This window comes from Armatimonadota bacterium (assembly GCA_017993055.1).
Classification (GTDB): Bacteria; Armatimonadota; UBA5829; order DTJY01; family DTJY01; genus JAGONM01.
On sequence record JAGONM010000075.1, the window covers coordinates 1 to 5,872 of the forward strand.

At 63.9% G+C, this 5,872-nt stretch carries 8 protein-coding genes; all 8 read right to left on the reverse strand.

Translation table 11 applies throughout. The annotated features are described in order from the left end of the window. Nucleotides 1-81 precede the first annotated feature (81 nt). Nucleotides 82-780, reverse strand: a complete 699-nt coding sequence (locus tag KBC96_15400; GenBank protein ID MBP6965779.1) for a hypothetical protein — start codon at nt 778-780, stop codon at nt 82-84. Nucleotides 781-1,131: 351 nt separating this feature from the next. Further along, on the reverse strand, nt 1,132-1,860 hold the full coding sequence (locus KBC96_15405; protein ID MBP6965780.1) for a DUF932 domain-containing protein: 729 nt from the start codon (nt 1,858-1,860) through the stop codon (nt 1,132-1,134). Between the two features lie 15 nt (nt 1,861-1,875). Then, nucleotides 1,876-2,316 carry a DNA repair protein RadC gene (gene radC / locus KBC96_15410; GenBank protein ID MBP6965781.1) on the reverse strand — a complete coding sequence of 147 codons (441 nt, stop codon included), beginning with the start codon at nt 2,314-2,316 and terminating at the stop codon, nt 1,876-1,878. A 103-nt stretch (nt 2,317-2,419) separates the two neighbouring features. Continuing rightward, entirely contained in the window at nt 2,420-3,184 is a 765-nt protein-coding gene (locus tag KBC96_15415; GenBank protein ID MBP6965782.1) for a PD-(D/E)XK nuclease family protein, read from the reverse strand. Beyond that, a complete protein-coding gene (locus KBC96_15420; GenBank protein MBP6965783.1) occupies nt 3,165-3,833 on the reverse strand; it encodes a hypothetical protein in 669 nt (222 codons plus the stop codon). The genes KBC96_15415 and KBC96_15420 overlap by 20 nt, the downstream gene beginning before the upstream one ends. A gap of 111 nt (nt 3,834-3,944) precedes the next feature. Beyond that, nucleotides 3,945-4,472, reverse strand: coding sequence for a crossover junction endodeoxyribonuclease RuvC (locus KBC96_15425; GenBank protein MBP6965784.1), 528 nt, complete (start codon nt 4,470-4,472; stop codon nt 3,945-3,947). 153 nt (nt 4,473-4,625) lie between these two features. Continuing rightward, nucleotides 4,626-5,126, reverse strand: coding sequence for a crossover junction endodeoxyribonuclease RuvC (locus KBC96_15430; protein ID MBP6965785.1), 501 nt, complete (start codon nt 5,124-5,126; stop codon nt 4,626-4,628). Continuing rightward, a complete protein-coding gene (locus KBC96_15435) occupies nt 5,089-5,628 on the reverse strand; it encodes a hypothetical protein (protein MBP6965786.1) in 540 nt (179 codons plus the stop codon). Before KBC96_15435 ends, KBC96_15430 begins: the two co-directional genes overlap by 38 nt. Between the last annotated feature and the right edge of the window lie 244 nt (nt 5,629-5,872).

Consider the following 5,872-nt stretch of genomic DNA (forward strand, 5'->3'; position numbering starts at 1 on the left):
TCGCGGAAGGTCCAATCTGCCCAAAGACTCCGGGCTCCCAAGAGCAAACATGGCCTTCCACGAGCACGATTCCAAACCCCCTCACTCGATTCGGGTCAACTTGTCCAGTCCGCGGGGTTCACTCCAGTATGTCCCGCTCTGGCCGAGATTCAGTACACATCGGTTGTAGTTGTAGAGCACGTTCGTGTTGTTCACGAGAGTGCCGACCGTGCTAGAGAGAGCGCTTAGATCGCTCGCGCTCGCATAGGCACCGAGATCGGTCAGCGTCGCATAGTCCGCCAGGGTACTCGTTTGCGCGTAGGCACTCAGGTCGCTCGTCTTGGCATATGGGCTCAGGTCGCTCAGCTTGGCATAATCTCCGAAAGCGCTGGTCTGCGCGAAGCCGGCTGCACTAACCATATTCGAAAGACCCGTGATGCTGCCCGCGCTCAGGGACCCGCTGACTGCAAGGCTCCCGGTCACCTGACCGTTATCGTCGATGATGAAGGGCTGCGAGTCGGCCGGTCCCTGCGTCGCACCACGATAGACTTTCCCGTCGATTCGCACATTGTCCGCAAGTGTGACGGGATTGTCGGCACCCTTTGCGTTCTTCGTGTTGTTGATGATGCTGCCGTTGAAATAGGTCACTCCTCCGACGCCTTCTTGGCCGACCTTGATCGAGTCAAAGGAGATTGTGCCCTGACCCGCGAAGGACGTGCCGGCCACGACCACGCTGACGACCGACAAGGTCGCGACCAGTGACACCGCGAAGACGGAAAGAGCGCGTGTGTTGATGCGCATTGTGTTATTGGATTACTGATTAGACATTGTCAGAGTAACAGGATGGCAGGCGAGCGTCAAGGAGCCCAATGGGGTGGTTTTGGTCCTAAGACAATGCATCCAGACTCGGGACCGGCCGCGTCGTGAGAACCGCAGAAGAAAACCGCTCACTATGTCGCGAGCGGTTGATCGTGCCCGGCCCGGCAGTCGCGTGGTTCACGAACCGCCGGAGGCGGGCGAGCGAATGAGAAGCACGTCCTATCGTTCGAGCCTGGTTACCCGTCCCTAGTCCTGCTGGAAGCTGCGCGGCGACTTGCGCTGCTGGCGACGACGTAGAGGGTCCGTCCAGCGGACACGGCTTCGCCTCCCCGTCTAGAGGCTCAGGAGGTCGCGGAATGCCCGGGTGAGGCGAAGGGTCCCCTCGACCTGAGCGCGCGGGCTTCTCGACTTTGCAGTTTCTGTGAAGGCGTTGTAGAGCGACCACGCGGTCCGGGGCATGAACTCCTCGTGCCGGGGCCGGTCCCACGCATCGAGCACTCTTGGGAGGTTCGAGGCCGGCAGCGCGCGTCGGCGAATGGCTTCGACTATGAGGTGGTCGGCTTTCTCGGGCAGAAGTTCCCGTGCCTTCATGGCAGCGACCTCAGCGTGGATCCGGCCCTGCAGAGAGGCGACCTTGGAGAGCATGCGGTAGATAAGGTCAGGCAGGTCGCGGAAGACGTGGGCTGTGTGCTTCCGGGCGACTGCGGCCTCGCCCGAGAAAGCGAGGTTGTCGCAGCAGAAGACGTGCGAGCCGGCGACGAGCCCCGCGCAGAGCGATCGGTCATACGAGTTTCGCACTCCGATCGCGAGGGCGTAGTCAGCGTGTTCGTCGCCATTCGAGCAGGTCAAGACGGCGAACATCTGCATCCCGTCGCGAGCGAGCGCATAGCGGGCCTCCGTGACGGTGAGACCGAACCGGGGCACGTGGAGTTCGACCTCCTCCAGGAACCTCCCGTGGGGCACTGGGACGTAGGAATCCGTCTCCACTGGCACGGGCACGGCGGCGAGGTCGGCCTTGGTCGCCTCCCAGCCGCCGCAGTGCAGAACGAGCTGACCGGGCATCTCTTCTTCCTCCTTTCACTTCTCCGTCGCGCGGAGCAGGCCTTTCTCCCGGAACGACTGGAACTGGCCGTTGCCACCCAGGATGACGTGGTCCAAGACCTCGATCCCGAGCAGCTCGCCGGCCTGTGAGAGGCGCTTCGTGATCTCCATGTCGTCGGGCGATGGCTCGGGGTCGCCCGAAGGGTGGTTGTGAGCGAGGATGACCGCGCTGGCCAGGGACAGGATGGCCTGCCGGAACACCTCCCTGGGATGGACGATCGACGCGTTCAGGCTTCCGACCGAAACGGTCTCGACCGCGAGCACGGTGTGCCGGCTGTTGAGTAGCAGCACCAGGAAGTGCTCGCGGGTTGCGTCCTTGAGCGTGCGGGCGAGAAGCTTGGCGACGTCCTTCGGATTCGTCATGGCGGGCGGCTGTTTGCCGCGGTACCGCCGCTTGCGCAGTTCGGCGACATACATCGGGTCCTCCAGGGTTTCCGAAGCGGAGAAGAAAAGGGCCTCCGAGAATCCCCCGGAGGCCACGGGTGTGTGATGCGATGAACGAGTGGGTGGGGCTCCCCCGTCACTCCCCCCGCCACGCCTGGCACTGGGCGAAGTACTCGCACTCAGCGCAGCGGTACGACGGGTTCGGGAAGAAGTGCCCGGCTTGGATCGCTGCCGCGACCGAGGCCAGGAGCCGGACTGTCCAGGAGAGGTCCGAGATCGAGCGGGCTGCCGGCAGCCGGTCGACCCGCGGGACCTTGGTCTTCAAGAGAGCATCGATCCGAAGCGGCGGAACCGCCCCGGTCTGGAGTAGCCGTACGAGCGCGTAGGTCGAGAGCTGGAGATGCCGCTCCAGGGATCCGGTGTCGAATGTCCTGGCCGCGGTCTTGAGCTCGACCAAGGTACCGTCGGCCTCGACGAGGTCGATCACCCCGCGCAGGCGGCGATCGAGCAGCTCCCCGGTCTCGGGGTCAGCCAGGTCGATCTCGAACCGGTCCTCGACGAGGAGCGGCGGCGGCGTGCCGTCCAACCCTTCCGCGTATAGGCGGATCAGCTCCCGGCCCTTCTCGGCCAGGACTGCCTCCGACTCCCGCTCGGGGAAGACCAAGGGAGCGAGGTTGGCCGCGTACCAGTCGGCCGCGAACACCTCGGCTGCGGCCTGCGGTGTGGGCGAGCGGCCGGCGAGCCGCTCCCGGTGGAACCACTCGGCGGCCGAGTGGACCGACGCCCCGAATGCGAGGGCTGCAGGCCGCCAGGCTGGCGGGATGCGATCGACGTACTGGAACCGGTACTTGAGGGAGCAGAAGAGGTAGCCCTGGACCTGGCTAACGCTGAGCGGCTCCATCGGGCACCTCCTTGAGCAACTCGTCGATCGCGCGGGTCGCCTGGTCCTTCGTGACCGACGCGAGCGAGGCGACCTCGAAGCGCTCCTTGAGGTAGGCGTGGGCCTCGTCATTCGAGAGCCCGCGACTGGCGAGCAGACGGAAGAGGTAACGGCGCTGGGCCTCGGTCATCGGTGCGTTCCCGCCGTTCCCCTTCGGGTGTTCGGTGCGGAGTGCCGGGCGGACCTGCGGGCGGGGAGCGGGGCTGGGTGCACCCGACCCGAGGTCGGAGCCGTTCGAAGCGACCCCCTCGCCATCCAACTCCTCGAAGGAGACGATGCCGACGTTGACGGCATCCCGGAGGGCGCGGGCCTTCGCGCGGGTCTCGGCCATGCGGATCAGATGCGGGACGATGAACGAGTTGACATTCTCTGGGTTCGCGTCGCCAATGGCTTCGAAACAGCCCTTGGCAGTCTCGACCGCTGCCTTGGCGATGGCGGTGCGGCCGTTCTCCTCGCTGGGGATCTGCAGAAGCCGGGTTCGCACCCGGATGAGTCCCTCCTCGTGAGCCTTGGAGAGCAGTCCCGGATACGTGACGACCTCCTTGGTTCCGACGACGCGGCCGGTGCGGTCACGAATCTCGATCGTGCGGATCAGTCCATTCTGCTTCATCGGCAGACCTCCTTTGTGAAGGGCCAGCAAGTGGAAAGGAGTGGGTGGGTGTTCTGTCCTTCACGGTACGGAGGCCGAGACGGTCCTCGTAGGGGGGGAAGTGTCTGGCCGTCAGTGCATCTTGTGGATGAATCGCTTCTCGATGGCGAGTGCGATTGCTAGTGCATCGAACATGTGAAGCCAATAGCGGTCTCTGGATTTGTACCCAAGCACCGGATGAGGCGGCTCCTTAGGCAGCTTCGACCGCAGATCTTCGAACCCCATCCCGACGATGGCCTGAGCCACATCGAGCTTTCTCGCGTTGGGATCTCCGACCACAATCTGACGCGCCTGGCGAGCCGACAGCTCCAGGACCCCAAGACCGAGCTCATGGGAACGAGCACGAAGCTCTTGGACGATAACGGAAACCAAGGCCGCCCGCTTCGTGGGGAAGAGAAGCGGTTTCTCGATTCCCACGATCGCCGGGATGTATTCTCGGATGTACGAGAGAACGATTCGTCGGGCTTGGTCGATGATATCACGGGGTCGCGACCCATTCCTCAGGGTGTGAACCCCAAAAGCGATGAGCTCTCGTCCTCGAATGAGGGCAGCGCCCATCTCCTTCGTGCCGGGGTCGATGCCGAGGATGGTTCTTGGCATGTGGAGTGGACCATCAATGATCTTATGTCCTCCCGAGAACCGCGTTGCTCCGGGCTGGCTTGCTAGCGCTTGCGAAGCTCGCACGGCGGCAGTCTGCAAGGAGACACTGCCTTGTACTCAGTCTCATCAAAGAGACTGCGGGAGGGTGGTGGGTTAGCGGCCCTTGTCTCGGTGGTGCAAGGCGAGGGCCACGGCGTCAAAGAGATTGAGCCAGTAGCGCTCCTTCCACTTTCGGTCCTGCGTCAAGTAGATGCGCAATCTCGGGAACCGGGTGGCGACAGCCACGGCCGCTTCTCTCTTCGTCGCCCGCCCGTTGCCCAGAACGGTCTTTCGGACGGTCTGCGGCGCGTAGGATCTGACCTCCAGGTGGCACCGTCTTGCCAGACGGCGGATCGATCGGCCTAATCGGTCGACCTCGTTGAGCCATTTGATCGAATGGCGGTGGGTCGATTCGAGGACCAGGGTTCCAGGTCGGTAGGCTGCGATCCAGCCCCGGACCAGCCGCCGGGCTTCGGCGATCCGCCTGTCCTTGGGGATCAGACGAAGCGGACGGACGCCGGCTGTTTGGAGCCGTCGACCGCGCAGGACGGCATAACCCAGGTCGCGGAGACCCGGATCAAGGGCGAGGACGGTTGTCTTGGCGAGTGTTGGCATAGCGTTTGAGTAAGTAAAGAAATAAAGCGGTGCGTGAGCGGCGGATCTCGCCGGCTGGCACCGCGAGCGCTCCGGCGAGCGCCCGTTGGATGATCGGATCAGCATGTTCGTCGAGGGCGCGTTCGAGCGCCTCCCGGCTGCCGGCTTCTCCCAGCGCACGGCCGAGCTTGGCGGCGGTGAAGAACCTCGGCGGCGCGGCGGGGGCAGTCAGCGGAGCAGAGTGCTTGACGCGCACCCGGACGGTTCCGTTCAGCCGCTTTGCGTCGATGTAACGGTTCTTTCGCAGGTGCCCGAGGAGGCTTCGGATCGATCCGTCCGGAAGGCCCATCGCACTTGCCAGGACAGTCGGGTCGATCTCGATCGAATCCGCCCCCGGGGGCAATCGCGCGAGAAGCGCCAGGTAAACCCAGACGGCCTCGCGCATGCGGCGGATGTGGAGGGCCTGCGGATGCTCCAGCAGCCGCCGGTCAAGGGTGATGCTGATGGGTCGGGGTACGGACATGGGAATCGAGAGAGAACTTGGCTAAGAGGAAGCGGAAGAGCGCGATTCTCGACTTGCGAATCTGTACTTCCGGGGTAGCTCGGGCGCGCTCAAGCGCCCGCCTGACAATCGGCTCGGGGTGTGCCGTGTCAGACTGAGTGGGACAGTTACAAGTCCTGATTTAGGAGACGCTTCCTGGATGGGGTATCATCCAACCGGGAGGAGTCAGTCATGGTTCAGAGCACCGATGCGGAAGCCAAGGTTC